Here is a 23,431-nt window from a genome sequence, read left to right on the forward strand (position 1 = left end):
GCTATTTGCAACTGAGGAGCACGCAATGAAGTCGGACATGGAATTGAAACGGCAGGTCGAAGACGAACTGACCTGGGATCCGGCGGTCAACGCCACGGACATCGGCGTCGAAGTGCGTGATCGCGTCGTGACGCTATCGGGCCATCTGACAAGCTATGCCGAGAAGCTCGCGGCGGAAAAAGCCGCACAGCGTGTGGCCGGGGTGAAGGCCGTCGTTGTGGAATTGGACGTTCGTCTGTTGCATTCGGACGTGAGGACTGACGAGGAAGTTGCCAACGCCGTTCGCGCGATCATGCACTGGACTGTGGGGTTGAGCGAGGAAGCGGTCAAGGTGCAGGTCGAAAAGGGCTGGGTGACATTGAGCGGCGAAGTCGATTGGGCCTACCAGAGTCACGTCGCCACGCGCACGATTTCACAGATGCGTGGCGTGACAGGTGTCTCGAACCTCATTCAGATAGGCGGCGACGCGGCCGCGCAGGATATCGGCGAACAGATCGGCAAGGCGCTGCAACGCCACGCCGAACGCGAGGCGAAACACATCGGCGTGAAGGTGCACGAGGGAAAGGTCACGCTCACCGGCATGGTTGACTCGATGGCTGAGCGCTCGGCCGCGCGCGGGGCGGCGTGGTCGGCACCGGGCGTGCGCGCGGTCGTCGACAATCTGACGGTGGTGTAGAGATGCTTGCCTGCCCCGCGTGCTTCACTTCGACGACGCATCAACAGGGAGCAACTGATGACGCTTTCAGCTAACGTGGGCGACGGCGACTGGTCAGTCGCCGCAACCACACATCCCGCAGCGGGCGGCTTTGATTGCTCTATCCAACTCAGCCATCACACATCAGATGGAATCTTCAAACACGAGTTCAAGCACAGCGGTATTTTTCCGACCGAGCGCGAAGCCGTTCTGGCGGGCTTGCGCGAAGGTATGGAGTGGCTTCGGCTCAAGATGTCCAACACTTTGTCGATCAGCGGGTGTCAGAACCGTTGAACCGCTTTGAGCGGCACGCGCACATGCAGTGCTTGCTCGATCCGGGCAAAGAGAGGTCTGCGCGAGCAAGACTGTCGAATCCCACATCCCGCTCGAACTCCGAGTCGAAATTCACGGCGTTGGAATGGCTTTCGTCCGAGTGAATTTCGGCGTGGACCGCTGCAACTGCGCTCGGAACCGTTGCGGCTAGTTGCGCATCGTTGAAAGCTTGATCGTTTTGCTCCATGGACAAACCAAACTGTATGCCGCCTGTTCGACAAGAAGGCTGGTGCCGGGTGATCTGAACTGAATCAGGCGGCGAGGCATTGTTACAGCGGGCGGATCGACAGGCGCACACAACGGCCTTCGATATGATCCATGTCAAATGATGGTATGTCAGGCGGGCCTAATCTCAAACCACGTGAGGGCTTGCCGATGGCCGGATACAGACGGCCGGTACGGGCCGTCCCCACACACTGAAGGATCCTAACCGTTCAGGGGGCTTACCATGCGCGTATCCGATGTCATGACCAGTAACGTCATATCGGTCACACCCGAGATGACCGTGCAAGAGGTCGCCAGAATTTTTGTCGGCAACGGCATTAGCGGCGCGCCGGTGCTCAATCCAGACGGGCAGATCGCGGGCATGATCAGCGAAGGCGATTTGCTCCGCCGCACCGAAATTGGTACCGACGAGCGCCCACGGGCCTCCTGGCTCGATTTCTGGTCAGCGAGCCACGAAGCACGGGATTACATCAAGACCCATGCGGCAAAGGTGCGCGACGTGATGACCACTGCGGTGGTGTCCGTTCAGCCCGACACGCCGCTTCGCGAAGTGGCCAGCATTCTTGAGACGCGGCGCATCAAACGCGTGCCCGTCACGGAAGCGGGACGGCTCGTGGGTATCGTGAGCCGCGCCAATGTCGTGCAGGCACTCGCTAGCGTGCCGGAGGAGTCGGCGTCGGATGTGTCGCTCTCTGACGGTGAGATTCGCGCGATGTTAATGGGCGAACTCGCGGGGCGTAAATGGAGCTTCGCCGGGCGCAATATTGTCGTCGCCGACGGCGTCGTGCATCTGTGGGGCGTATTCCATTCGCTGGAGACCGTCGAAGCGGTTCGCGTGGCCGCGCAAAACATACCTGGTGTCAAGCGCGTGGCCGATCACACCGAGCCGTATCCCGTGATGCCGGGCATCTAGCAAACTTCGGCCGGCACAGGCCGGCCGTAAGCCTTGGAGGCATGATGGCTCAGACCATTCCCGCGGAACGGCTCGGTATGCAACGCAGTGCCTTCGACCAACTGTTCGGCATCACCAGTCTTTGCTGCGACGCTTTTGAACGGCTGACCGCGGCAAATCTTCAGGCAATCCTATTTGGCCTCGTTGAGACACTGTAGGGCCTTGCGCGCACATGCGTCGCGGGCAATCTGCCGGAGATGCTGTGCCTGTCGACCTTGCTCGCGCCAGCGGGATTCGCCCAGGCGCTGTCGTACAGCCAGCAGTTCTTCGAGATTATGTCTGATTTCCAGCGAGATTCCACACCGCCGCAACCGGCTGGCGTGGTTCGGCCACGGCGCATGTCGCGGACAAACTGCTCGGCAGCCTGGCCACCCAGTCGCTCGTGCTGTGCGACGTGCTGGCCGACACCACAACTGCGACGGCTGAATGGCCCGACACCATTCGACCGGGTGCGACACCTGTGCGCGGTTTAAACATCGACGACAGATAAGCGCGCAATTACTCCTGCTGGCGCAACGCTTCGCGAAACTGCTTCAGACGCGCCTGATATTGTTCCGCATCACCATAGGCCAGGAAACGTTCGTATCTTGCATGGGTGCCGAGCACTTTGTGGGCGTGCTTGATGGGGCACCAGTACTGCTCCGTGCGGGAGGCAATCTCTGTACCGTATGCGAAGAGGCCATTCGCATATTCGCAGTACGCGAAGTGAAACTTCTCCATAAAGTTAAGGCCGAGTTGCGAGCGATCCAATACGATGTAGTCGACACGTTTGACCTTAGCGACGCGGTAGATTGGAAAGCAGAGGGCCTGGTAAATCGAGATGCAAAGTTCGAGAAACACCAAGGGCACAATGAGCACGTAGACGAACGGTGCCGCGAAAGAATTTTGCGGTCGGCTATCGAGAATCCAGTGAACGATGCCCGCTTTCGACTCGCGGTGAATCTTGCCAACGGCTTCATCGAATTCAACGCGTTTGCCCGTGATTCGATAAAAGAGCTTTGTCTCCCTTTGATGCAACTCGGTCTGAAGTTCCGACTCGAGCGCGCTGATCTGATTCAAAATATGCTGTATCCGCTTGTCCACACGAACTCCGTTGCGGTTAAGAGATTGGGGCTGCGTGGACAGCAGCCGGATGCTGCATACAAACACTACAACAGCCGGCCACACGCCGCTCAACTAGTGCTGCTTCCCGAGCGCGCAGCATCGATGGCCTTGTCGCGCTCAGCGCGCGCTTTGGCAACCGCCTGATCGCGGACTTTGTTTGCTGCCTTCACTCTTGCGTTGTATGTGGAATTCGCGGCGCGGATCTCACTCCTCATCTGGACGATGCTGTCGGTGCTTTCCGTGGTTTGCGCGGCGGCCGCGGACGCGTTTTGAGCCCACGCCGGTGTCGTGCCGAGCGTCGCCAGCGCGATTGATAGGACCAGGATACTTCGTTTCATACTGTTACCTCCAGGAGGTATGGGTGGGTGTCTGTCGGTACGCGAGACGAGTTTCGGTTCCAGCCTCGTAGCGGGCAATGGCCTGTCAATTGGATGCAGCCAGTCTTCGAACTGGCTGTCCTCGACGGTCTAACGACACCGTCACCAACCATTAAGCGCGCTGTGTGTCCGCAGGAGTTGACCGGGATCAATCGCCGCGACATCAGTGACGGGAAGGGCGGGAGGGAAGAGGGGCCGGCGCTTGATGCAAATCAATCGCAATACCTGCGTTGCGTCGATCGTGAACTGATCATTGACGGCTCGTGCATGTCGTACCTGTAGGGAATCACGCGCATCGAGGCAGGGGAGGAATCATGGGCCGGGCAGAACCCAGAATCATTCTGGCAGCGGCGGCCGTTTTCACGGCATTGGCAGGGATGGGAGCGACTATCCGCGGCCTGTTGTTCGACAGTCAAGCTTTTATCGACTATGGCGCGTTGGCACTGATTCTAGGCGTCGCCAGTTTCGTTGTTCTGCTGATGCCCACGACTTGAGACGACACTTTGCTCCTCGCGGGTAAGGGGGGCGTCCCCACGTCAGTGCCCGCGCTTTTGCCGCCCTGCGTGAAAATCCACTATGAAAAGTGCCTTTTGGTGAATTGGCGGACGTTATGCGAAGACGACGCAAGTGGCGCGTTCATTGCGCAACGATATCCGCTCGAGCGGGCTGCGCGCAGCCTGCACGAAAACGGCGGCAAGCCGATCATGAGCGCAGCGGCCATATGCCTTTTGCCGGGGACAAAAGCTGCGATTGGCGGTCTGCGGGTATACGCGCTACGACATCACGTCGGCGAGCGGACGCCGTGGCGAATGGGGCGCCTGTGCGCCGCGGCCGACGCGTATCAGCAGTTGCGGCATGCCGTCCAGATTGAGAACGGCGCGCAGCCGCTCGCGCAGCGGCGTCGATTCGATAGGCTGATTCAGATAGGAGGCCGTCATGCCGGCGGCGGCGGCGGTCAACAGCACCCGCTCGAGCGCCTGGCCGGCAGTGAACCACGCGGGGGCGTCGTCGGTTCCGGTAGTGATGCACAACAGTAACGGCGAGCCGATGGCCAGTGCGTGATGCGCCGCGGCCACGCCACCGCCTAGGTCGAACGTGCGAATCACCGAGCTGACGAGCGGCACCGCGAGATCGAGCAAGCCGCGCATGCCGGCCGACAACGCCGGCATGCCATCCTGGTTGCGCCCAGGATGGACCCAACTGGCGAGCTCCCTGCGAAATCGCGGATCCTTGAATTGCGTCTGATCGGCTTCCCCGATTAGCGCGGCGAGATCTTCGCGCCCAGCTGCGCTTTCGACGCAGACGATGTCGCAGCCTTCCGCCGCCCCAGCCTCGAGGAGCCGTCGTTGGAATTCGGGTGGCGCCGGTTCGTCGACGAAGGTGTCGCGAGTCGTGACGCGCTGCTGGATCGCGTCGAAGAGCGGGATGAGGCTGTTGTCGCAGTGGCCCTCGGGAACAATGCGCAAATGCGCCAACACGTCTACGTCGGCCGGCGCGGGAAACGGCGTGATCGCATAAGCCAGCCCGAAGCGGCTCAATGCAACCCGCAGATTGAACAGTGCCGCGCCACAGCTGATGATCAGTTCGCGGTCGAATGGATCGACGACGGGCAACGCTCGCGTGCGGTCGGCACAGACCGTCAAACAGTCGCCATCGACGATGAAATGCCAAGGCTGCGTATTGTGGTTGGACGGCGCCAGCACCGCATAGCGAAGCGCAAAGCGCAGTTTTTCTTCGATACTCGCATGCTCATCGAGCTGCCGGGGGTCGACGGACCATGCCGTTGGTTGGGAAATTGCGTTCATTCAGGGTCTCCTTCGCGCGTGTTCGATGTGCTGTCTCGTCAATCCATCTTGCGCAGTCTTGTCGCGTCCCGCGATCTCAGCCGCGGCACAAACTAGACACGGGCGAGGCCTTCCATGTCGAGAATCCTGATCTGCTTACCGTGCGTATCCACCAGCCCGTCTTTCTGGAATCTGGAAAACATCCGGCTGACTGTTTCGAGTTTCATTCCGAGGTAGCTGCCGATCTCCTCGCGCGTCATCCGCAGATGAAATTCCGCCGGCGAGTAGCCGCGTGACTTGAGCTTGCCCGACAGATTCAGCAGAAATGCGGCGACTCGCTGGTCAGCGGACATCGTGCCGAGCAGCATCATGAGCGTCGCCTCGCGGACGATCTCGCCGCCCATCAGGCGATGCACATGCTGCTGGATCGTCTTCACATCGCGGCACATCGCTTCGAGCAGATGAAAGGCAATGATGCAGACCTTGCTGTCTTCAATGGCGAGGGCGTCGCAACTATGCCTTCCCGAGCACACACCGTCGAGGCCAAGCACGTCGCCAGCGAGACTAAAGCCGGTGACCTGTTCGCGCCCGTCGCGATGCATGACGATGGTTTTGAATGAACCGGCACGCACTGCGTAGATGCTCTGGAACGAGTCGTTGGCGCGATAAAGTGACTCTCCACTTCTGATGGTGCGCGAAGTGCTAATCAGCGCTTCCATCCTGTCTGTTTCTGCCTGCGTCAGGCCTTGCGGCATACAGAGCGCGTGCATCGTACAGGCGGAACAGTTGGTAACCGTGCGGGCTCTGGCTGACGTTGCAGGCGCTGAATTCTTCAGTACATGCAGCGGGACGCGCGCGATCGGCATGATTTCTGGGTATTCAGCGACGTCGGACATGGTGTGTTCCTGTCTAATAGAGGACATGTGCGAAAGCTCGTGGGCAATGCGTTTGATCGTATTGCAGGCAAGATCAAATTCGTTCGTCTTGTCGAAGAACTACCGCGCGACGCTTGGGAGGCAAGTCTGCGGCCGGGCGTGCCGCCATCCGTCGCCAAAGATGAGTGGCTGGAATGCATGATTGAAGTATCGGTCGCGCTGTCTCAAATTGATATCGGCGGGGAACGAACTTCAGGTAGGCGAGCACGAAGCCGTGTAGGGGATTTCCTACGCGAGATTTTTTGGCGCATCCAGGAATTGAAAGGTACTCACCGTCTTGCTACTGACACATAACGTATCGGCAATTTCACTGAGCATTTGTTCTGGAGGTTGCGAGGAACGCGGTCGACTTGCAATCACGTTGAGGCAGGTTGCGGCGCTTGATCTTCGTCAAGCGCGTTTTGGTGCGCAACTGCAGACTGAAGCACGAAACGCCTGCTGACCGCAGCCATTTGCAGCGAGGCGAATTCTTGGAGAAAGTCATGTACAAACGGATTCTCGTTGCAATCGACGGCAGTCAGGCGGCCCAGCTCGCGCTCGAAGAAGCACTGAAAATCGCTGAAGCGGCGCAGGCGATCGTGACCGCGGTGTTCGTAGCGGAACATGCCGCGCGGCTGGTCGATGTCGGCACCGGGCTTATCGATGCGCAGCCATGCACGACGGCCGACGCGGAAGCTGCCAGGGCTACGCTGGAAGACGCGCGCGCGATGTTCGAGCAGCGCAAGGTGCGCGGCCTCACGCGCACCATCGATGCGTATGGCGAGGACATTGCCGGTGTGCTTTGCCGTGCCGCCGAAGAGTGCGAGGCCGATCTGGTGGTGATGGGCACGCATGGCCGGCATGGAATCGGGCGCCTGTTGCTGGGCAGCGTGGCCGAAGCGCTCTTGCGCCGTACCAAAGTACCGGTTCTCATGGTTCGGCGCGAGTTTGCGATCGACGAGATCCCATCAAGCCTTTAAGGGGAAGCGCCCAGCAAGCAGGCGCTTCAAAACTGCGCGAGGGGCTCTTTCCGCGTACCCCTGTGCTCCCATGAGTCCCCGGGCGTCGGATCAATGCGACATCAGCACCGGTACCGTCATCGACTGAAGCATGCTTCGTGTCACACCGCCGAAAAGTCGTTCCTGTACGCGCGCATGGCCGTACGCGCCCATCACCACGAGGTCGATATGGCGGTCGGTAAGCATATTCAGTAGCAGTGAACCTGCGGAGACGCCGGACACGCAGGGGGCGGTCGCAAATCCCGCTTGAATGTTGTGCCGTTCCAGCCACGCGGCGAAGTCGATGCCGGCAGGTTCGCTGTGTGTCGGCCCTGCTTCCACGGTCACTACGGTGACGAACTTCGCATGTTTGATAACCTGCATCGCGTCGGTGAGGGCGCGGGCGCTTTCGCGGCTGCCGTCCCAGGCGATCAGCACCCGAAGGCCGGCTCCCTCCAGCAGATACCTCGAGCCGCTGACAGTTTCTGCCGCGCCTAGAAAAGTCAGCTTCATGCCTCACCTCTTTTGGTGAATAGGCCGCATGCTGGTCACGTTGCCGCGCGTTGACCGAAGTTGTTGCAGAGCGCCTCAGCGAAGCGTTTGAAGGCGTGCAGTGAGCCCGCGATGCTTTGGTATTTCTCGCGCCCGATTTGCCCGTCCAGCGTGATCAGCATTCCGGAGTCGCGGGCCAGCGCGAGAATTTCGTCGAGTTCGCTGGCGGTATCGCGTGTGTCCTGCGCTTGTCCGGCCTGCGCAGTGGCATGGACGGATAAAGTATCGTTCGGCATGGCTGGTCTCCTTACAGGTCAACCTCGGCACGTTTATCGCGAGCGTCGCAGGGCTTTCGATTGCTGCTGTCCTGAAAGTTAGTATTGGTCAGGGCACGGTGGATAGAAATCAGGTGACGCTGAGCTGCGCGTAGGGCGTCCTACGCTCATGTCAGGCATTCCCTACACGCCAATGGAGCAATAATGACGGTCGAGTTCGATGCTTGACATGGATCATGAGAACTCTCCTAGCCACGCCTATGCTCGGGACAGGTACTGCGGATCCCGCATGTGAACGCATAACGGCACGTGGTACGGAGATCAAAATGTCCGAAGCTAACGTTCTTGTCGTGTATTACTCGCGCACCGACACCACGCGTTCGCTTGCGTCGGCACTTGCAGGGATGCTGGACGCCGATCTCGAGGAGATCTGCGACTGCAGCAATCGCGAAGGACCCGGCGGCTATCTGCGCTCGCTAGTCGATGCGATCCGCAAGCGGCACGTTGAAATCGTACCGGCGGGGCGGGATGTCTCGGCGTACGATCTCGTTGTCATCGGCTCGCCAGTGTGGGCGGGTTCGGTGTCGGCCCCGTTGCGTTCTTACCTCATGGAGAATCGAGCGCGGTTGCCGCAGGTGGCGTTCTTTTGCAGCTTCGGCGGGCGGGGCGCTGACAAAGCGCTGCGTGAGATGCAGCAGATTGTGGGCAAGCCAGCCGCCGCCGAATGCAAGGTCATTGCGAGCGAGGCGCTTCACGGTGTGCACGCTGCCCTTGCCGTGTTTGTCAGTGACCTCAAGCGGCACATCGCCAAATCGCGAAATCTCGAATGGGCGTGTTGATTCGTCGGGGGAATGAGCGGACATGGAAAATAGATTGATCCTCGCCCTTCTGATCGCCGGACTCGCGGCGTGCACCACCGAGGCACGCGTTGCCGCGCTTCGCGATACGGAAATTCAGCTCGACGAAGCGCGCGCCCATGCGTCGGTGGAATGTTCCACGCGCGCAGATTGCGATCGTCTTTGGACCCTGACCAGGACGTATGTTGCACTGCGCTCGGTGACGCCGATTCGCCACGCCGACGAAACGGTGATCGAAACGGCCGAGCCACACATGTTTGGCGCCGTCTATGTGTGGGCGACGCGGACGACCGACGAAAGAGGAGCCTCGACGATCAGCCTCAAGGGTTTGTGCCGGGGTATGTATCGGGCAGATGGCAACCCGGGCTGGCTGTACAGAAGTTGCGCCGAGCAGATCCGTGCGGTGGAAATGAATTTCCGCGCATTCGTCGGCGCGTCGTGACGATGGGCAAGGACGGCCCAGCCTCCTGCCTGCGGATCGCAAGTTATCAACTGCGATACGTTTGACAAAGGTCATTTTTCCGGGCCGATCGCGGCGTTACCTTGCGACTGTTCGAACCTGCTACGGGATCCCTATGTCGACTCATCCAGAAGCAGATCCATCAGCAGGACAGTCGACTGCAAACGACGGCTGCGTCGTCGCAGTGCGGGGCGCGGTCGTCGACGTCAGGTTTGCGGATGGTCCGCTTCCTCCCATCGAAGACGCACTACTCATCCTGTCGGACGATCTCGCGCCGGTGCTCGCCGAAGTGCAGACACACCTGAGCGAAACCACGGTGCGCGCGCTAGCGTTGCAAGCGACGGCGGGATTGCGGCGTGGCGCGCGCGTGCAAGCCTGTGGCGGTCCCATTGCGGCGCCGGTCGGCGAGGCGGTGCTCGGGAGGCTCCTCGACGTGACGGGCGCGACTCGTGACGACGGTCCCGCACTTCCCGCGCTTATAGAGCGCCGTCCGATTCATCGCGCTGCGCCGCCGCTCGCCGCGCAGACGGGCTCGACGACGCTATTCTCCACCGGCATCAAGGTGATCGATCTGCTCGCGCCGCTCGCCCAGGGTGGCAAGGCGGCAATGTTCGGCGGAGCGGGCGTCGGCAAGACGGTGCTGGTCATGGAGTTGATCCATGCAATGGTCGAGCGCTATCAGGGCATTTCGGTGTTCGCCGGGGTCGGAGAACGCTCGCGCGAGGGGCACGAGATGTTGCTCGACATGCGCACGTCTGGCGTCCTGGCGCGCACGGTGCTGGTATATGGCCAGATGAATGAACCACCCGGCGCACGCTGGCGTGTACCGTTTACGGCGTTGACGATCGCCGAGTATTTCCGCGACGAACGCCGCCAGAATGTGCTGCTGCTGATGGATAACGTGTTTCGCTTCGTGCAGGCGGGTGCCGAGGTGTCGGGCCTGCTGGGGCGCATGCCTTCAAGAGTCGGTTATCAGCCTACGCTGGCGAGCGAAGTCGCGAGTCTGCAGGAACGTATTGTTTCGGTTGGCGACGTGTCGGTCACTGCAATCGAGGCCGTCTACGTGCCCGCCGACGATTTCACCGACCCGGCGGTGACCGCGATCGCAGCGCACATCGACAGCATGGTCGTGCTGTCCCGCGCGATGGCCGGGGAGGGGATGTACCCCGCCATCGATCCGATCGCATCTTCATCGATCCTGCTCGACCCGCTCGTAGTCGGTGAGGAACACGCGGCGGTTGCGATCGAGGTGCGCCGGATCATAGAGCACTACCGCGAGTTGCAGGACGTCATCTCCTTGCTTGGTATCGAGGAACTGGGCGCCGACGACCGCGTGCTCGTAGGGCGTGCGCGGCGCCTGCAGCGTTTTCTGACCCAGCCTTTCGCTGTCACCGAAGCCTTCACGGGTGAAGCGGGCCGTTCCGTGGCGATCGCCGACACGATTGCCGGCTGCAAGGCGATCCTCGCCGGCGAGTGCGATACGTGGCAGGAAAGCTCGCTCTACATGATCGGCATACTCGACGAGGGTCGCCGCAAGGAAGCGGCGGCCGCCGCACAGGACGCCGTCGCACCGGACGCCAGCGCGCGTGCCGTGGAGCAGGTGCCATGAGCCGCGCGCCTTTGACACTGACCGTCGCGACGCCTTCGACGCTGTGGTTCGACGCCGTCGAGATCGTTTCCCTGCGCGCGCAGGACGAAAGCGGCTCGTTCGGCATCCGCGCCGGACATGCCGACCTCGTGACGCTGCTGACGCCGTCGGTGGTGCGCTGGACCTGTGCGGACGGCGTCACCCATTACTGCGCAGTGGACGGCGGCGTGCTGTTGGTATCGGGCGGCGTTCAGGTGTCGATCGCCTGCCGCGAGGCGATTCCCGGTGATTCGCTGGACAGTCTGGAAGCCGGCGTGCGCAGCCGTCATGCCGATGAAGACGACGCGGCACGCCGCGCCCGTGTCGAGCAATTGCGATTGCATGCGCGCGCAGTGCGTCAGATGCTGAGCTATCTGCGCCCGCGCCCGGGCATCGATGGTGCCGATGGATCCGGCATGGGAGCGCATCTGCGATGAACCCGCACCCTACCGATGAGCACGACCCGCACGACAGGATGGCCGGCGCAGCGCGCGAGGCCGCCGAGCGTGATTCGCGCGGCCGGGCGGAACCCGAGCCATCGCTCGGCAGCAGGCTCGGACAGATTGGCATCCTCGGTTGGGCGATCGTCCTGCCGACGCTGATGGGACTCGCGCTCGGACACTGGCTGGACCGAACCTTCGGCACGCGGGTGTTCTTTTCGGCACCGCTTCTGATGCTCGGCGCCGTAGTCGGCTTCTGGTCGGCTTGGAAATGGATGCACCGGCAGCAAGGAGGGCACCATGAATAGCGCACCGTCGTCGATCGTCGCGCAGGCCGCGCTTGGACTCGCGGTCGGCACGTTAGCGGGCGCATGGCATTTCATGTCGCTGCGCTGGAACGGCCCGCTGTTTGCCGAAGGCCGCGCGGCAGCCGCGCTGGCGCTTCAGCTTGCCCGTTTCGCGCTCACAGGTGCGTTGCTGCTGACGCTCGCGCATTTCGGCGCACTGGCGCTGCTGACGGGCATGGCAGGCATTCTGCTCGCGCGCGCAATCGCAATGCGTCGTCACGGAGGCCGGCCATGACCGCTTCACCACTGGCAACCGCGCCGCTCCTGCAGGTCGGTGTATTCTCCATCACCGGGCCGGTACTTACAACCTGGGCACTGATGACGTTGATGACCGCGTTGTCCGCCTTGCTGTGCCGCAACCTCTCGCTCACGCCTGGCAAGACGCAAACGGTGCTGGAACTGCTGGTCGACACTATAGATCAGCAGATCCGCGACACCATGCAGACGAGTCCCGCCAGGTATCGCGCGTTGATCGGCACGCTGTTCCTGTTCGTGCTGATCGCCAACTGGTCCGCACTGGTGCCGGGCGTGACGCCACCCACCGCGCACCTCGAAACGGACGCCGCGCTCGCGCTGATCGTACTGGGCGCCACAATCTTCTACGGCATACGCACGCGCGGCACCGCGGGCTATTTTGCGGCCTTCGCCGAGCCGAGTTGGGTGATGATTCCGTTGAACGTCGTCGAGCAGATCACGCGAACGTTTTCCCTCGTAGTGCGCCTGTTCGGGAATGTGATGAGCGGCGTGTTCGTGATCGGCATCATCCTTTCCCTCGCGGGCCTGCTCGTCCCGATTCCTTTGATGGCGCTGGATCTGCTCACCGGCGCCGTACAAGCCTACATTTTCGCGGTGCTGTCGATGGTGTTCATCGGTGCAGCGATCAGCGATACCCATGATCCCGTCGGCGTCGAACAGGGCAACACCTCATGAATAACCTCATTGAAGTCGTCAGCATCGCCGCCGCCGCGCTTGCTGTGTCGTTCGGCGCGATCGGGCCGGCACTGGCCGAAGGCCGCGCCGTCGCGGCCGCAATGGACGCGATCGCGCGGCAGCCGGATTCGGCTGGCACCGTTTCGCGCACCCTGTTCGTCGGGCTGGCCATGATCGAGACGATGGCGATCTATTGCCTCGTCATCGCCTTGTTGCTGCTGTTCGCCAATCCGTTCGTCAAGTAGGCGCCGGTCATGCGAATCGACTGGTCGACGCTCGCGCTGCAGACGATCAATGCCCTGGTCCTCATCTGGCTGCTGGCGCGTTTCCTGTTCCGTCCGGTAGCGAGGATCATCGCCGAGCGTCAGAAGGCGGCTCAGTCACTGATAGCGGATGCCGAAGCGGCAAAGCGGGCGGCGGTTCTGGAACGCGACACCGCGGCTCGCGAAACGCAGCAGCTCACCGCCGCGCGCGGCGACGCCTTGAAGGCAATCGCGGTGGAGGCGGAGGCGCAGAAAGCGGCACTACTGTGCGCCGCGCAAAGCGAGGCGGACAAGGTGCGCTCGACAAGCATCGCCCAGGCCGGGGCGGCGCGCGTCGAGCAGGACAAACTGGTGGCGCGGCGGGCTACGCAGCTGGCCGTCGATATCGCGGCGAAGTTGCTCGCCAGGCTGCCCGAAAGTGCGCGCGTGAGCGGATTCATCGAGGGTCTCGCCGAAGGCATTGTGCAGCTGCCCGAAGCGGTTCGCGCACAGCTCGGTGCGAACGGCACCGCGCTCAAGGTCTTCGCGCCGCGCGCACTGACGCAGCCGGGGCAGGAGCGTTGCCGCGAGGTGCTCGCGGCCAGCCTGGAGCGACCTGTGTCGCTACAGATCGAGGTCGATCCTCTCCTCATTGCCGGGCTGGAACTGCGGGCCGACCATGCGGTGGTGTGCAACAGTCTCGGGGCCGATCTCGCGCGAATCAGAACGGCGTTGCTGGATGGCGACCATGCGCCCGGCTGACATGGCCGACGATCCCTGGCTGACGGAACAGCGCACTACGCTGACCCGCACGGCGGTGGCGCCCCATGCGCAGACGCTCGGGCGCGTCGAACGGTTCGGGGACGGCATCGCCTTTGTCTCCGGGCTGCCTGATGCGGCCCTCAACGAACTGCTGCATTTCGAAAGCGGCGCGACGGGCTTCGCGCACACGTTGGACACGGACCTAATCAGCGTCGTGCTGCTGGACGACGGCAGCGCAGTCGAAGCAGGGACTCGCGTGACCCGTACCGGCGCTGTGCTTGAAGTGCCGGTTGGCGAGGGGCTGCTGGGCCGCGTGATTGACCCGCTCGGACGGCCGCTCGACCGTGACGAGCCGGTCGTGGCCGCGCGACGCATGCCGGCTGAGCGGCCCGCGCCTGCGATCATCGAACGCGACCTGGTCAGCGAGCCAGTCGAAACCGGCGTGCTGCTCGTCGACGCGTTGTTCGCGATCGGCCGCGGCCAGCGGGAACTGATTATCGGCGATCGCGCCACCGGGAAAACCGCGCTGGCCATCGATACCATCGTCAATCAGAAGCAGTCGGACATGATCTGCGTGTACATCGCCATCGGCCAGCGTACGACCGCCGTGCAGCGAGTGATCGAATCCGTGCGCCAATACGGCGCGCCCGAACGCTGCATCTTCGTGGTCGCCGGCGCATCGTCCGCGCCCGGGTTGCAGTGGATCGCGCCGTTCGCGGGCTTCACCATAGCCGAGTACTTTCGCGACCGCGGACAACACGCGCTGGTCGTTATCGACGACCTCACCAAACATGCCGCCACCCACCGCGAACTGGCGCTGCTGACGCGCGAACCGCCGGGACGCGAGGCCTATCCCGGCGACATCTTTTACGTACACGCCCGCCTGCTCGAACGGGCGGCCAGGCTGTCGGCCAAACTCGGCGGCGGCTCCCTGACGGCGCTGCCGATCGCGGAAACGGATATGGGCAACCTGTCCGCTTATATCCCGACCAACCTGATTTCCATTACCGATGGGCAGATCGTGCTGAATGCCGCGCTATTCGCGGCGAACCAGCGCCCGGCCGTCGACGTGGGCTTGAGTGTGAGCCGGGTCGGCGGCAAGGCGCAGCACCCGGCGCTGCGGGACGTATCGGGGCGTCTGCGGCTCGATTACGCGCAGTTTCTCGAGCTCGAGATGTTCAGCCGCTTTGGCGGTCTGACCGACGCGCGTGTCGCCGGCAAGATCGCTCGTGGCGAACGTATCCGCGCACTGATTGCCCAGCCGCGTTTCAGCGCCTTGCGCACGCTCGACGAGATCGCGCTGCTTACGGCACTCGCGGCAGGCGTGTTCGACGCCGCGCCTGCCACGATCATCGCTGAAGTGCGAACGCAACTAGCCGCGCGACTGCAGGGCCCGCGCGTGCAATCGGAACTGGCGCAGGCTCGCGCGCGTTCATCGTCCGCACCGTTTGACGCAGCACTCCAGGCTGTACTGGTCGTCACGGTTCGCGAGCTCGTTCAACAGATGACGCCACCGGTCGCCGGTGGGCCCTCCGGAACCGGGAATCCGACATGAGCGGCCAACTCTCCGAAATCGAATCACGCAGCGTCACCGCCCGCCAGCTCGACGCCGTCATCGGCGCTATGCGTGGGATTGCCGCGGCTCGCTCGCGGGAAGCCCAGAAGCGGCTGCCCGGCATCCGTTCTTCGGCGTCGACAGTGGGCGCCGCGATTGGCGCCGTACTCGCTCACGGCGGCGGAGTGCCTGAGCGTGCACCGGATCACGGCGCGCAGATCTTCATCGTGCTCTGCGCGGAGCAGGGGTTCGTTGGCGCGTTCAATGAAGAGATCCTCGACCACACGCTGTTCCGACTTGCGTCGGCGCACAGCGAAGTTCTGCTCGTGGGAACGCGTGGCCAGATCGCCGCCAATGAACGTCACCTCACGTTTGCATGGAGTTCGCCGGCCGCGTCCCATGCCGACGACGTGGCCACACTGGCCAACCGTATCACCGATGCGCTCTATCAACGTCTCGAGCCTCAGACGGCTACGAAGGTGTCGGTCATTCACGCGGTGCCCGGCATCGCGGCGCATGGCGAGATCGTCGAGCATCGCCTGATTCCGTTTGATTTTTCGCGTTTCCAGGCGGTGCGGCGCAGCCAGCCGCCGTTGCTCACGTTGCCGGCCGAGCGGCTGCTCGCCGGGTTGGTCGAAGCCTATGTCTATGTGGAGCTGTGCGAGGCGCTGATGCTCTCGTTCGCCGCCGAAAACGAAGCGCGCGTGCGCGCGATGATGGCTGCGCGCGCCAACGTGAGGGACACGCTCGATGAACTGACGCAACGGTACCGGCAGGTCCGCCAGGACGAAATCACGGCTGACATCGTGGAATTAGCGGCGAGTGCCGAGACTGCCGTTTGAGCGGACGCGTAGTTGATGTCTTGACGCAAGTCAATTAGCTCAAGCTGTTCGCGCCGATGATCTAAACGTCCGGGCAGTGTTTTCATATCGCGATGCCAGCGATGCGGCCGCGGCAGACGATTTCGCAGCAAGTTGCGCGACAAGGTGTTACGCCAGGGAGAAGGCAAATGGGAGTTGGCATGCAAATCGTCTATCTCGGTTTCGCGGGCACGTCGCAGATCGAAGCCGAGGCGGCGTCGCAATTGATTCGTCTGGAACGTTTCGGCAAGTCCATTGCGGGCTGCCACCTCGCGGTTGAATCCATCCACGTGACGGCGGATGGCTACCGGAACGGCGCCTATGCCGGTGAAGCGCCCACACCGCTGTTCGACGCCCGGCTCGACCTGATCATGCGCGATGGCGAACTGGTCCCGGTCAGACATTGCCTCAACACCAGCGCCAATGCGGCGATCAAGGCTGCATTCGATTTCGCCGAACAGAAGCTCAATGGGACTCCGGCTCGTACGCGGCCCTGACCCGCTCGATACCGAAGTCGGGCAGCCCGCCTTGTCTTTCGCAATGCACACTGAGGAGGAAACATGTACGCAAACATTCTAATAGCCGTGGACGGCAGCGAAGCGTCCAACCGTGCGCTCACCGAGGCGATCCGCATGGCCAAACTGGCGCGCGCCAAACTGACCGCCGTCTACGTTATCGACCAGTCTGGCGCGTTCACGTACGCGGGCGCCTGCGACCCCCATCTGCTGACTGACGCGGAGCGCCAGGTTGGGCGAAGCCTGCTTAACGACGCTGTCGCTAGGATGAACGAGTTCAACGTGTCCGGGCATTCCGAGATTATCGAGACGCTGGGCATCGCCGAGGACATCGCCAGTTGTATCGCGCGTTATGTCGACGCGCACGGCGTGGATCTCGTCGTGATGGGCACGCACGGCCGGCGTGGCATGCGGCGCATGGTGCTCGGCAGCGTCGCCGAGCGTTTCGTGCGCCATTCGCCGTGCCCCGTGCTGCTTGTTCGGGAGCCTGCGGTCGACGCCTGAGCGGGAAGCAGGGAAGGTTCCCATCAGCGTAAGCGCTGGCGCGATCCGTGGGCACTGACGAGGCCATTTTTCCAGGCGTGCTGCCGACGCTGACTTCCGCTTGATACATGTCAAGCGAGACTACGTCAGCCGGCCTACAGTCAGTCGTACAGCAGTTCTGTTTCGTCCAACGGAGGCATTCCATGAAAGCGCTCGTGTATCACGGTCCCGGCAAGAAATCGCTCGATGAACGGCCGATTCCCAAGCTCGCCGCACCCGGCGATGCGATCGTCAAGATGACGCGCACCACGATTTGCGGCACCGATCTGCACATTCTGAAAGGAGACGTGCCAACTTGCGAGCCTGGGCGCATTCTCGGACATGAGGGCGTTGGCATAGTCCAGGAGGTCGGCGCGGCCGTCTCCGCGTTCAAGCAAGGCGATAGGGTGCTGATTTCGTGCATTTCTTCGTGCGGCAAATGCGACTACTGCCGGCGCGGGATCTACTCGCACTGCACGACAGGCGGCTGGATTCTGGGTAACAAGATCGACGGAACGCAGGCCGAGTACGTGCGCATTCCGCACGCCGAGACCAGTCTGTACCCGATTCCGGCCGGTGCTGATGAGGAAGCGCTCGTCATGCTCTCGGACATCCTGCCCACCGGCTTCGAATGCGGCGTGCTGAACGGCAAGGTGCAGCCGGGCAGCACAGTGGCGATTGTCGGTGCTGGCCCGATCGGTCTCGCCGCGCTCCTGACCGCACAGTTCTATTCGCCAGCGCAGATCGTCATGATCGACCGCGACCGCAACCGTCTCGAAGTCGCTAGCCGCTTCGGCGCCACGGCCTGTATCGACATCGGCAGTGCCGATCCGGTGGCCGCCGTGATGCAACTGACGGACCAGACGGGCGTCGATTGCGCGATCGAGGCCGTAGGGGTACCCGCGACGTTCGAATTGTGCGAGGCGCTCATCGCGCCCGGCGGCGTCATCGCGAATATCGGCGTGCATGGCGTCAAGGCCGATCTGCACCTGGAAAAACTTTGGGACCGCAACATCTCGATCACGACGGGTCTGGTCGACACCGTCAGCACGCCGATGTTGCTCAAGACTGTTCGCGCGAAGCGCATCGATCCAGCGCAACTCATTACTCACCACTTCCAGCTCGAGGACGTGGCTAATGCCTATGACACCTTTGGCCGTGCGGTTGAAACGCACGCGCTCAAAGTCATTATCGAGGTGTCTTAGGCATTTTACGAAACCCAGTATCCATGACGTTCATGGACGATTCCAGGAGTAACACGATGAGCAACTTGACTCGATTTGACCCGTTTCCACTCGAACCCATGTCGGAACTGTTCCAGGGGCTATTCCGCCCGCGGCGCGCCGGGCGGCGATGCGCCGCTCGCCGACATCAAGGTGGATGTGACGGAAAGCGACACAGCGTACACGGTGAAAGCCGAACTACCAGGCGTTGAGAAGAACGATATCGACGTGAAGATCGACGGCAATCTCGTCTCGATAAGCGCCAAGGTCGAGCGCAAGCAGGAACTGAAAGAAGGAGAACGCGTCGTTCGACGTGAGCGTTACTCGGGCTCCGTCAGCCGCTCGTTCTCGCTCGCGACGGAGATCAACGAAGCGACCGCTGCGGCCGAGTACAAGGACGGCATACTCTCGTTGACGCTTCCCAAAAAAGCGACCTCGGAGAGCAAGCGCCTGCAGATCAATTGATTGCCGTCGCGCCGGGGCGTGTGGCGTTACGCGCCCCGGCGGGTCCAGTATTATCGGCACTTTTTAATCGCGCCGTGGATGGAAGATGAGCCATGCGGCAAGACTTGTCAGAAGCATCGCAATTAGTGCGACGATCCAGAAGCCGTGAGCGTCGTATCTGAAGGGGAGGCCGCGAGCGACCGGCATCCGGGTGATGGACGCGTCGAGACCTTCAATCCGCTGTTTCCGAACGGCTACTACTTCACGCTGGCGGGATACACGGGCTATAGCAACGTGATTCACGTGAAGCCGTCGATCACGTTCAAGGTATCGCCAAAGGTCACGTTAGTGACGGCGCTCGGTTTCCAGTGGCGCGCGCCGGCAGCTGATGCGATCTAAGGTCAAGGGATGGCCGTGGTGCCCGGCACGGCGGGGAAGGGAACGCGCTGGACGGGGATGTATGCGCAGATTCGCGCCGACTGGCCCGTCAGCCGGAACGTTGCGCTCGCGCTGGAAGCGGTGCATTTCGAAGTCGGTGACTCGATCCGTGCGCTCGGCGCGCGCGCAATGCGGATTATGTGGGCATCGAAGCGAAGTTTGGATGGTGACCGGGTAGCCGCTACGGCTGGACACAGAGCACTTGTTGCATCGACCGTTGTCTCGCATCGGCGGTAGCACGTTTATTGCGGCGAATCCGGACGGAACTCACTGCGGGTGCCGCACGGTGGAGGAATTCTGCCACTGCGCGACGGTATCTTTCCGTCCTCATTCGCCACTTTCATCGAGTCATGCAAATGGGCATCAGCCAGCGAGGGCCTCCCGGGACAGCTCACCGTTCCCCGTCTTTCCCAATTTCACGAATGCAACTAACTGTCATGTGCAAAACCGCTACCCGCAAAAAGGTCAAAAAGCGAAGTCTGTAGAGGAGCGGGGCGATGGCATTGTGTCCATGTCCGCACCCAAATTTCGCAGTCGGTGTTGGCAGTCGCAGTCTGCCGCCATCCGTGTTGTTCAGTGAAAACCGGTGTCCCGTTCACCGACAGAAGCTTGAGACGAAATGCCAGCATTGCGGGCAGGAGACACCCTACATCCTCAACGCGAATCTTGTGGGCTCACCGTATCGTTGTGCGCGCTGCGGCGCGCTTTACGCAACGTGATCGCCTCCAGCTTTTTGGGCTCTGTCGCGATAAGCCGAAGGGGTAAAATCCGGAGCAGACGAAATTCCCAGAATGGCACGATGAAGAAGACGCACACTCCGCGAAAGGCACTGACCTCGGGCATAGCCAAAGTTCTGAAGCGACTTCACTATCCGCTCGAAGTGATATTGGTCTGCGTGAGATGGTACGTGGCCTACTCGCTGAGTCTGCGTGATCTCGAGGAAATGATGGGTGAGCGCGGTATTTCAGTCGATCATTCGACCGTGCACCGCTGGGTGATCAAGCTGGTGCCATTGCTCGAGAAAATGTTTCGCAAACACAAAAGGCCGGTCGGCAAAAGCTGGCGGATGGACGAGACCTACCTCAAGATCAGGGGTCAGTGGAAGTATCTCTACCGCGCCGTGGACAAGGCCGGCAACACCATCGACTTCCTGCTGCGCGCCCGTCGCGACAAGCCTGCAGCGCGCCGCTTCTTCGAGAAAGCGATTGGCCAGAACGGCGCCCCGCAGACGGTCAACATGGATAAGAGCGGTGCAAATCTGGCCGCCGTCCAGGCGATCAACGCCGCACGCGAAACACCTATCCGCGTCCGTCAGGTCAAGTATCTGAACAATCGCATCGAGCAGGACCACCTGGCCATCAAACGCCGAACCCGACCCATGCTCGGTTTCAAGGATTTTCGTTGTGCACGCATCATTCTGGGCGGCATTGAGGTGATGCATATGATCCGCAAGGGGCAAATGAAATGCGCCAAAGGGAACTGCGCGTCCGCCGCACAGCAATTCTATTCCCTCGCCTCATAAACGATCGCGCCCGGTACACTGCGCTCGTCCCTCCGTCCTTATCGCGACAGAGCCAACGAACGTCCCCGAAAAACACTAGACTTCGACACACCAGCTGAACGATTTCAGCAAGCCGTTGCATCCACCGGTTGAATCCGCATTCGAGAGCGGTCATAGGAATAGCGGCGAGTCGAATGACGGCAGCGGGTCGACCAGAGTCATTCGATTCGCCCGAGGCCCGGAGACCTGGAGTTCCTGAGTCCGTATCCAACCCACAATCTGAAGCGTTTTGGCGATTACAAGCTGCGCATGGACAGGCCGCTGGAAGGCTGGATCCGCGATGCGCTGTTTGGCCAGGCCGCCCGTCCTGCGGGACGGGACGGCCCAGTATCTCAGCCCGGATGATGCTAGGCTATGGCGAGTCCGCGGGGATGGTCAACACGCACGGGCATGGCCGTTGCGCGCGTCCCGCTGTAGTCAACTGAAAGAAAAGGAGGGTGTATGAAAATTGGCATCATTGGCGCGGGGAATATAGGGAGGGTACTGGCGCTGCGCTGGGTCGAACATGGGCACGAGGTGCTTATCGGCAACTCGCGCGGGCCGGATACGCTCGCCGATGTCGCACGCGAAACTGGCGCGAAACCAGCCGAACTCGCGGATGTGGTCCGTGGTGCAGCGGTGATCGTGGTCACGATTCCCGAAAAGAAGGTGCTCGATCTGCCTGCGGGCCTGTTCGACGACGTGCCGGAAACCACGGTTGTAATCGATACTGGCAATTATTATCCACGCGAGCGCGATGGCCGCATCGACGGGATCGAGTCGGGGATGATGGAAAGCGCGTGGGTCGCGCAGCAGATCGGCCAGCCGGTAATCAAGGTGTTCAACAACATCTACGCGGATCATTTGCGCAATCTCGGCAAGCCGGAAGGCACGCCGGGGCGGATTGCGCTGCCAGTCTCGGGCGATAGCGCCGACGCCAAGGCGGCAGTGATGCAACTCGTCAACGAAGTGGGTTTCGATGCCCTCGATAATGGCGGTATCGACGACTCCTGGCGTCACCAGCCCGGCACGCCAGTCTATACGAAAGACTTCGACACGGAAGGCCTGAAGGTCGGCTTGCGGAAGGCGGAGCGAACTCGTACTTCGCAGTGGACGGCCTCGGACAAGAGCCCCGGCAGTTTCGATCAGCCTGCATGAAGCCACGCGACGACGGACCTGTAGAAGTCCGTTGCCGCGTGCTGGAAAGACGCGGTCAGTACGAGAGGTACGTTGTGCGCTCGAGGGCGGACCTTTGGCCAACACGGTCGCAATAGCGGCTATGGGTCGAGTGCGGAAATCGCTGCAGGCCGACGACCGCGGAGCCCAGCCAGATCAGCACTTGCGACCTCGGCCATTAACGCCCGTTGCTCTGCTCCAGAGGGTACTGTTGCAAATGGAAGTGCGGACGGTTTAAGCTCGCGGTTTAACGAGTGGGTGGCGAGGCATGGGCAAGTGGCAAAGCATCGACAAGCTGTTCGACGGTCTGCATTTCGATCGCGAGGTCATCGTTTTGTGCGTGCGCTGGTACCTTCGCTACAAGCTCAGCTTCCGCGACCTGGTCGAGATGATGTCCGAGCGCGGGCTGTCGCTCGCGCATACGACGATCATGCGCTGGGTTAAGCGCTTCACGCCGGAGTTCGTCAAATGCTGGAACCGCTTTGCCACGGCAGCCGGTCAGTCGTGGCGAGTCGACGAGACGTACGGTACGCCCAGCCAGCGTAGCCCGCCCGTACGGGGGTGAAGCTGCTTGAGCATGTCTGGAATGCAGGTCCCGGTGGAGTTGATGTCGCAGTACCGGGGCATGCCCTTCCTCTGCTGCGAGAGGGAGTGAGCCGAAGCGGCGGTGACTTGCCGACACTGGCAAGGTGACGAAGTCCGTGGGAAACGGGGTTTGCGGCGAAGCGGTTACGCCAAGATGAGCCTCCAGGCTGAGCATGGGACGGTTGAGGGACACGAACCTGTTTAATCGCATCTGTGGGTTGAATCGTCACCCCTGCCTTCTACACCGCTTAACAGGCAGGACGCGGATCGGCGTCGGTCACGTGTACGGACGGATGCCGCGAATGCTGGCCGGAGATGTATGCCGACCGCAGGGCATTACGGAGAGCGCGCAGCTAGACCGTGATATCTGCGACGACTTGCGGCAAGCAAGGATAAAGACTGCGACAGGCAACCTCGCCCGTGCGATTGAGTCCAGCATGTGAACTGGGGAAGGTTTGCACAGATGCCAAGGGAGTGTGCCCCCGATGATGTGCAAGCTGGCGGAGCCTCCGTAGTAGTCCGAGGCCGGGAAAGCCGGCCACATGGCGAAGGGGGGCAGTCCAGGTGGTTTGCCAGGCAGATTAACTGACCACAGTGAGGTGAAGACCTTTGATAATCAGTGAAATGCGAAGCAGACTGACGACATACTACATGGAGACCAACAGCAGTTCGCTGGCTCCTGCGGTAGATTGTCTTCGCTTTTAGCGACACCTGGATGGAGAGCCGGATGCGCTGAGAGGCGCACGTCCGGTTCGGAGAG

The 23,431-nt window shown here is 61.8% G+C and carries 29 protein-coding genes and 4 pseudogenes; 27 read left to right on the top strand and 6 right to left on the bottom strand.

The features are described 5' to 3' along the window. The first annotated feature begins 25 nt into the window (after positions 1-25). The 5 genes from P0D96_RS38925 to P0D96_RS38945 all read left to right on the top strand — a co-directional run bounded on the left by P0D96_RS38925 (position 26) and on the right by P0D96_RS38945 (position 2,677). Positions 26-676: a BON domain-containing protein gene (locus tag P0D96_RS38925; protein WP_408294495.1), complete on the top strand. Its 651-nt coding sequence runs from the start codon at positions 26-28 to the stop codon at positions 674-676. Positions 677-733: 57 nt separating this feature from the next. Further along, on the top strand, positions 734-988 hold the full coding sequence (locus P0D96_RS38930; RefSeq protein WP_408294498.1) for a UDP-glucose 4-epimerase: 255 nt from the start codon (positions 734-736) through the stop codon (positions 986-988). Positions 989-1,475: 487 nt separating this feature from the next. After that, entirely contained in the window at positions 1,476-2,165 is a 690-nt protein-coding gene (locus P0D96_RS38935; RefSeq protein WP_408294501.1) for a CBS domain-containing protein, read from the top strand. A 41-nt stretch (positions 2,166-2,206) separates the two neighbouring features. Then, positions 2,207-2,362 carry a hypothetical protein gene (locus tag P0D96_RS38940; protein ID WP_408319127.1) on the top strand — a complete coding sequence of 52 codons (156 nt, stop codon included), beginning with the start codon at positions 2,207-2,209 and terminating at the stop codon, positions 2,360-2,362. A 39-nt stretch (positions 2,363-2,401) separates the two neighbouring features. Beyond that, entirely contained in the window at positions 2,402-2,677 is a 276-nt protein-coding gene (locus tag P0D96_RS38945) for a hypothetical protein (protein ID WP_408294507.1), read from the top strand. Between the two features lie 25 nt (positions 2,678-2,702). On the opposite strand, the gene P0D96_RS38950 is transcribed toward P0D96_RS38945, so the two are convergent. Both P0D96_RS38950 and P0D96_RS38955 read right to left on the bottom strand, forming a co-directional pair. Then, complete coding sequence (locus tag P0D96_RS38950; RefSeq protein ID WP_408319175.1) at positions 2,703-3,371, bottom strand: hypothetical protein; 669 nt, start codon at positions 3,369-3,371, stop codon at positions 2,703-2,705. Positions 3,372-3,376: 5 nt separating this feature from the next. Further along, positions 3,377-3,646 (bottom strand): hypothetical protein, encoded by a 270-nt coding sequence (locus P0D96_RS38955; protein WP_408319129.1) that lies wholly within the window; start codon positions 3,644-3,646, stop codon positions 3,377-3,379. 353 nt (positions 3,647-3,999) lie between these two features. On the opposite strand from P0D96_RS38955, the gene P0D96_RS38960 reads away from it, so the two are divergent. Beyond that, positions 4,000-4,179 (top strand): DUF2964 family protein, encoded by a 180-nt coding sequence (locus P0D96_RS38960; RefSeq protein WP_408294512.1) that lies wholly within the window; start codon positions 4,000-4,002, stop codon positions 4,177-4,179. 279 nt (positions 4,180-4,458) lie between these two features. On the opposite strand, the gene P0D96_RS38965 is transcribed toward P0D96_RS38960, so the two are convergent. Together P0D96_RS38965 and P0D96_RS38970 are read right to left on the bottom strand one after the other, a co-directional pair. Beyond that, positions 4,459-5,490, bottom strand: a complete 1,032-nt coding sequence (locus tag P0D96_RS38965; RefSeq protein ID WP_408319131.1) for an Acg family FMN-binding oxidoreductase — start codon at positions 5,488-5,490, stop codon at positions 4,459-4,461. 92 nt (positions 5,491-5,582) lie between these two features. After that, positions 5,583-6,365 (bottom strand): helix-turn-helix domain-containing protein, encoded by a 783-nt coding sequence (locus P0D96_RS38970; RefSeq protein ID WP_408319133.1) that lies wholly within the window; start codon positions 6,363-6,365, stop codon positions 5,583-5,585. 27 nt (positions 6,366-6,392) lie between these two features. On the opposite strand from P0D96_RS38970, the gene P0D96_RS38975 reads away from it, so the two are divergent. After that, complete coding sequence (locus P0D96_RS38975; RefSeq protein WP_408319135.1) at positions 6,393-6,698, top strand: hypothetical protein; 306 nt, start codon at positions 6,393-6,395, stop codon at positions 6,696-6,698. A 188-nt stretch (positions 6,699-6,886) separates the two neighbouring features. Continuing rightward, positions 6,887-7,363, top strand: a complete 477-nt coding sequence (locus P0D96_RS38980) for a universal stress protein (RefSeq protein ID WP_408319137.1) — start codon at positions 6,887-6,889, stop codon at positions 7,361-7,363. A gap of 90 nt (positions 7,364-7,453) precedes the next feature. On the opposite strand, the pseudogene P0D96_RS38985 reads toward P0D96_RS38980, so the two are convergent. After that, positions 7,454-7,828 (bottom strand): annotated as a pseudogene (locus P0D96_RS38985) (universal stress protein); the annotation flags it as partial. Between the two features lie 101 nt (positions 7,829-7,929). Further along, entirely contained in the window at positions 7,930-8,169 is a 240-nt protein-coding gene (locus P0D96_RS38990) for a hypothetical protein (protein WP_408319139.1), read from the bottom strand. Between the two features lie 305 nt (positions 8,170-8,474). Between P0D96_RS38990 and P0D96_RS38995 the strand changes: the two genes are divergently transcribed. The 19 genes and pseudogenes from P0D96_RS38995 to P0D96_RS39085 all read left to right on the top strand — a co-directional run. Then, positions 8,475-8,987, top strand: coding sequence for a flavodoxin family protein (locus tag P0D96_RS38995; protein WP_408319141.1), 513 nt, complete (start codon positions 8,475-8,477; stop codon positions 8,985-8,987). 22 nt (positions 8,988-9,009) lie between these two features. After that, on the top strand, positions 9,010-9,447 hold the full coding sequence (locus P0D96_RS39000) for a hypothetical protein (RefSeq protein ID WP_408295671.1): 438 nt from the start codon (positions 9,010-9,012) through the stop codon (positions 9,445-9,447). Between the two features lie 133 nt (positions 9,448-9,580). Beyond that, on the top strand, positions 9,581-11,074 hold the full coding sequence (gene atpD, locus P0D96_RS39005) for a F0F1 ATP synthase subunit beta (protein ID WP_408319143.1): 1,494 nt from the start codon (positions 9,581-9,583) through the stop codon (positions 11,072-11,074). Next, complete coding sequence (locus P0D96_RS39010) at positions 11,071-11,529, top strand: F0F1 ATP synthase subunit epsilon (protein WP_408319145.1); 459 nt, start codon at positions 11,071-11,073, stop codon at positions 11,527-11,529. Before atpD ends, P0D96_RS39010 begins: the two co-directional genes overlap by 4 nt. Further along, positions 11,526-11,840: an AtpZ/AtpI family protein gene (locus P0D96_RS39015; protein WP_408295680.1), complete on the top strand. Its 315-nt coding sequence runs from the start codon at positions 11,526-11,528 to the stop codon at positions 11,838-11,840. The genes P0D96_RS39010 and P0D96_RS39015 overlap by 4 nt, the downstream gene beginning before the upstream one ends. After that, positions 11,833-12,114 carry an N-ATPase subunit AtpR gene (locus tag P0D96_RS39020; protein ID WP_408295683.1) on the top strand — a complete coding sequence of 94 codons (282 nt, stop codon included), beginning with the start codon at positions 11,833-11,835 and terminating at the stop codon, positions 12,112-12,114. The genes P0D96_RS39015 and P0D96_RS39020 overlap by 8 nt, the downstream gene beginning before the upstream one ends. Continuing rightward, positions 12,111-12,809, top strand: a complete 699-nt coding sequence (locus P0D96_RS39025) for a F0F1 ATP synthase subunit A (protein WP_408319147.1) — start codon at positions 12,111-12,113, stop codon at positions 12,807-12,809. The genes P0D96_RS39020 and P0D96_RS39025 overlap by 4 nt, the downstream gene beginning before the upstream one ends. Beyond that, positions 12,806-13,054, top strand: coding sequence for a F0F1 ATP synthase subunit C (locus tag P0D96_RS39030; RefSeq protein ID WP_054037454.1), 249 nt, complete (start codon positions 12,806-12,808; stop codon positions 13,052-13,054). Before P0D96_RS39025 ends, P0D96_RS39030 begins: the two co-directional genes overlap by 4 nt. Before the next feature lie 9 nt (positions 13,055-13,063). Continuing rightward, on the top strand, positions 13,064-13,813 hold the full coding sequence (locus tag P0D96_RS39035) for a F0F1 ATP synthase subunit delta (RefSeq protein WP_408319149.1): 750 nt from the start codon (positions 13,064-13,066) through the stop codon (positions 13,811-13,813). Next, positions 13,791-15,368: a F0F1 ATP synthase subunit alpha gene (locus P0D96_RS39040; protein ID WP_408292496.1), complete on the top strand. Its 1,578-nt coding sequence runs from the start codon at positions 13,791-13,793 to the stop codon at positions 15,366-15,368. Before P0D96_RS39035 ends, P0D96_RS39040 begins: the two co-directional genes overlap by 23 nt. Beyond that, positions 15,365-16,210 carry a F0F1 ATP synthase subunit gamma gene (locus P0D96_RS39045; protein WP_408292494.1) on the top strand — a complete coding sequence of 282 codons (846 nt, stop codon included), beginning with the start codon at positions 15,365-15,367 and terminating at the stop codon, positions 16,208-16,210. Before P0D96_RS39040 ends, P0D96_RS39045 begins: the two co-directional genes overlap by 4 nt. Positions 16,211-16,389: 179 nt before the next feature. Continuing rightward, positions 16,390-16,725, top strand: coding sequence for a hypothetical protein (locus P0D96_RS39050; RefSeq protein ID WP_408292492.1), 336 nt, complete (start codon positions 16,390-16,392; stop codon positions 16,723-16,725). Between the two features lie 63 nt (positions 16,726-16,788). Next, positions 16,789-17,247 carry a universal stress protein gene (locus P0D96_RS39055; RefSeq protein ID WP_408292490.1) on the top strand — a complete coding sequence of 153 codons (459 nt, stop codon included), beginning with the start codon at positions 16,789-16,791 and terminating at the stop codon, positions 17,245-17,247. 182 nt (positions 17,248-17,429) lie between these two features. Further along, on the top strand, positions 17,430-18,470 hold the full coding sequence (locus P0D96_RS39060; RefSeq protein WP_408292488.1) for a zinc-dependent alcohol dehydrogenase family protein: 1,041 nt from the start codon (positions 17,430-17,432) through the stop codon (positions 18,468-18,470). Positions 18,471-18,526: 56 nt separating this feature from the next. Next, positions 18,527-18,953: pseudogene (locus P0D96_RS39065) on the top strand (Hsp20/alpha crystallin family protein). A 168-nt stretch (positions 18,954-19,121) separates the two neighbouring features. Beyond that, positions 19,122-19,540: pseudogene (locus P0D96_RS39070) on the top strand (alginate export family protein); the annotation flags it as partial. A 629-nt stretch (positions 19,541-20,169) separates the two neighbouring features. Continuing rightward, complete coding sequence (locus tag P0D96_RS39075; protein WP_408319151.1) at positions 20,170-20,892, top strand: IS6 family transposase; 723 nt, start codon at positions 20,170-20,172, stop codon at positions 20,890-20,892. A gap of 480 nt (positions 20,893-21,372) precedes the next feature. Beyond that, positions 21,373-22,068, top strand: a complete 696-nt coding sequence (locus P0D96_RS39080; protein ID WP_408319153.1) for an NADPH-dependent F420 reductase — start codon at positions 21,373-21,375, stop codon at positions 22,066-22,068. 286 nt (positions 22,069-22,354) lie between these two features. Then, positions 22,355-22,606, top strand: a pseudogene (locus tag P0D96_RS39085) (IS6 family transposase); the annotation flags it as partial. Positions 22,607-23,431: the final 825 nt, after the last annotated feature.

Origin of the sequence: Paraburkholderia sp. RL17-347-BIC-D (genome assembly GCF_046027915.1) — a bacterium.
Lineage (GTDB): Bacteria > Pseudomonadota > Gammaproteobacteria > Burkholderiales > Burkholderiaceae > Paraburkholderia.

Coding starts and splice junctions, on each gene's coding strand:
- P0D96_RS38925 (WP_408294495.1), top strand. CDS start 26: ATGAAGTCGGACATGGAATTGAAACGGCAGGTCGAAGACGAACTGACC.
- P0D96_RS38930 (WP_408294498.1), top strand. CDS start 734: ATGACGCTTTCAGCTAACGTGGGCGACGGCGACTGGTCAGTCGCCGCA.
- P0D96_RS38935 (WP_408294501.1), top strand. CDS start 1,476: ATGCGCGTATCCGATGTCATGACCAGTAACGTCATATCGGTCACACCC.
- P0D96_RS38940 (WP_408319127.1), top strand. CDS start 2,207: ATGATGGCTCAGACCATTCCCGCGGAACGGCTCGGTATGCAACGCAGT.
- P0D96_RS38945 (WP_408294507.1), top strand. CDS start 2,402: ATGCTGTGCCTGTCGACCTTGCTCGCGCCAGCGGGATTCGCCCAGGCG.
- P0D96_RS38955 (WP_408319129.1), bottom strand. CDS start 3,646: ATGAAACGAAGTATCCTGGTCCTATCAATCGCGCTGGCGACGCTCGGC.
- P0D96_RS38960 (WP_408294512.1), top strand. CDS start 4,000: ATGGGCCGGGCAGAACCCAGAATCATTCTGGCAGCGGCGGCCGTTTTC.
- P0D96_RS38965 (WP_408319131.1), bottom strand. CDS start 5,490: ATGAACGCAATTTCCCAACCAACGGCATGGTCCGTCGACCCCCGGCAG.
- P0D96_RS38970 (WP_408319133.1), bottom strand. CDS start 6,365: ATGTCCGACGTCGCTGAATACCCAGAAATCATGCCGATCGCGCGCGTC.
- P0D96_RS38980 (WP_408319137.1), top strand. CDS start 6,887: ATGTACAAACGGATTCTCGTTGCAATCGACGGCAGTCAGGCGGCCCAG.
- P0D96_RS38990 (WP_408319139.1), bottom strand. CDS start 8,169: ATGCCGAACGATACTTTATCCGTCCATGCCACTGCGCAGGCCGGACAA.
- P0D96_RS38995 (WP_408319141.1), top strand. CDS start 8,475: ATGTCCGAAGCTAACGTTCTTGTCGTGTATTACTCGCGCACCGACACC.
- P0D96_RS39000 (WP_408295671.1), top strand. CDS start 9,010: ATGGAAAATAGATTGATCCTCGCCCTTCTGATCGCCGGACTCGCGGCG.
- atpD (WP_408319143.1), top strand. CDS start 9,581: ATGTCGACTCATCCAGAAGCAGATCCATCAGCAGGACAGTCGACTGCA.
- P0D96_RS39010 (WP_408319145.1), top strand. CDS start 11,071: ATGAGCCGCGCGCCTTTGACACTGACCGTCGCGACGCCTTCGACGCTG.
- P0D96_RS39015 (WP_408295680.1), top strand. CDS start 11,526: ATGAACCCGCACCCTACCGATGAGCACGACCCGCACGACAGGATGGCC.
- P0D96_RS39020 (WP_408295683.1), top strand. CDS start 11,833: ATGAATAGCGCACCGTCGTCGATCGTCGCGCAGGCCGCGCTTGGACTC.
- P0D96_RS39025 (WP_408319147.1), top strand. CDS start 12,111: ATGACCGCTTCACCACTGGCAACCGCGCCGCTCCTGCAGGTCGGTGTA.
- P0D96_RS39030 (WP_054037454.1), top strand. CDS start 12,806: ATGAATAACCTCATTGAAGTCGTCAGCATCGCCGCCGCCGCGCTTGCT.
- P0D96_RS39035 (WP_408319149.1), top strand. CDS start 13,064: ATGCGAATCGACTGGTCGACGCTCGCGCTGCAGACGATCAATGCCCTG.
- P0D96_RS39040 (WP_408292496.1), top strand. CDS start 13,791: ATGGCGACCATGCGCCCGGCTGACATGGCCGACGATCCCTGGCTGACG.
- P0D96_RS39045 (WP_408292494.1), top strand. CDS start 15,365: ATGAGCGGCCAACTCTCCGAAATCGAATCACGCAGCGTCACCGCCCGC.
- P0D96_RS39050 (WP_408292492.1), top strand. CDS start 16,390: ATGCAAATCGTCTATCTCGGTTTCGCGGGCACGTCGCAGATCGAAGCC.
- P0D96_RS39055 (WP_408292490.1), top strand. CDS start 16,789: ATGTACGCAAACATTCTAATAGCCGTGGACGGCAGCGAAGCGTCCAAC.
- P0D96_RS39060 (WP_408292488.1), top strand. CDS start 17,430: ATGAAAGCGCTCGTGTATCACGGTCCCGGCAAGAAATCGCTCGATGAA.
- P0D96_RS39075 (WP_408319151.1), top strand. CDS start 20,170: ATGAAGAAGACGCACACTCCGCGAAAGGCACTGACCTCGGGCATAGCC.
- P0D96_RS39080 (WP_408319153.1), top strand. CDS start 21,373: ATGAAAATTGGCATCATTGGCGCGGGGAATATAGGGAGGGTACTGGCG.